The organism is Streptococcus oralis, assembly GCF_001578705.1.
In the GTDB taxonomy this organism is placed as follows: Bacteria; Bacillota; Bacilli; order Lactobacillales; family Streptococcaceae; genus Streptococcus; species Streptococcus oralis_J.
Window position 1 is genome coordinate 1,009,884 of record NZ_KQ969037.1, and the last position, 769, is coordinate 1,010,652.

The 769-nt window shown below is 45.5% G+C and carries 1 protein-coding gene; it reads right to left on the reverse strand.

What is annotated here, in order from left to right; genetic code table 11:
* On the reverse strand, nt 1-769 hold a 769-nt coding region (locus SORDD05_RS10040), incomplete at both ends, for a hypothetical protein (RefSeq protein WP_196757196.1).

Genomic DNA, 769 nt, shown 5'->3' on the forward strand with positions numbered 1-769 from the left:
GCTAGTTGATTGGCTTGAGCTTACTGATGCTGAAGCTGATTGACTAGCTGATACAGAAGCTGAAGCTGATTCACTTGCAGATACTGATGCGCTAGTTGATTGGCTAGCTGATACAGATGCTGAAGCACTTTGGCTTGCAGATACTGATGCGCTTGCTGATTGACTTGCAGATACTGATGCGCTAGTTGATTGGCTTGAGCTTACTGATGCTGAAGCTGATTGACTTGCAGATACTGATGCTGATTCACTTGCAGATACTGATGCTGAAGTGCTTTGGCTTGAGCTTACAGACGCTGAAGCTGATTGACTTGCAGATACTGATGCTGAAGTGCTTTGGCTAGCTGATACTGAAGCTGAAGTTGATTCACTTGCAGATACTGATGCGCTAGTTGATTGGCTTGCACTTACTGATGCTGAAGTTGATTCACTTGCAGATACTGATGCGCTAGTTGATTGGCTTGCACTTACTGATGCTGAAGTTGATTCACTTGCAGATACTGATGCGCTAGTTGATTGGCTAGCTGATACTGATGCTGAAGTGCTTTGGCTAGCTGATACTGATGCTGAAGTGCTTTGGCTAGCTGATACTGATGCTGAAGCTGATTGACTTGAGCTTACAGAAGCTGAAGCTGATTGACTAGCTGATACTGATGCTGAAGCCGATTCACTTGCAGATACTGACGCTGAAGCGCTTTGGCTAGCTGATACTGATGCTGAAGCTGATTGGCTTGCAGATACTGACGCTGAAGCGCTTTGGCTAGCTGATACA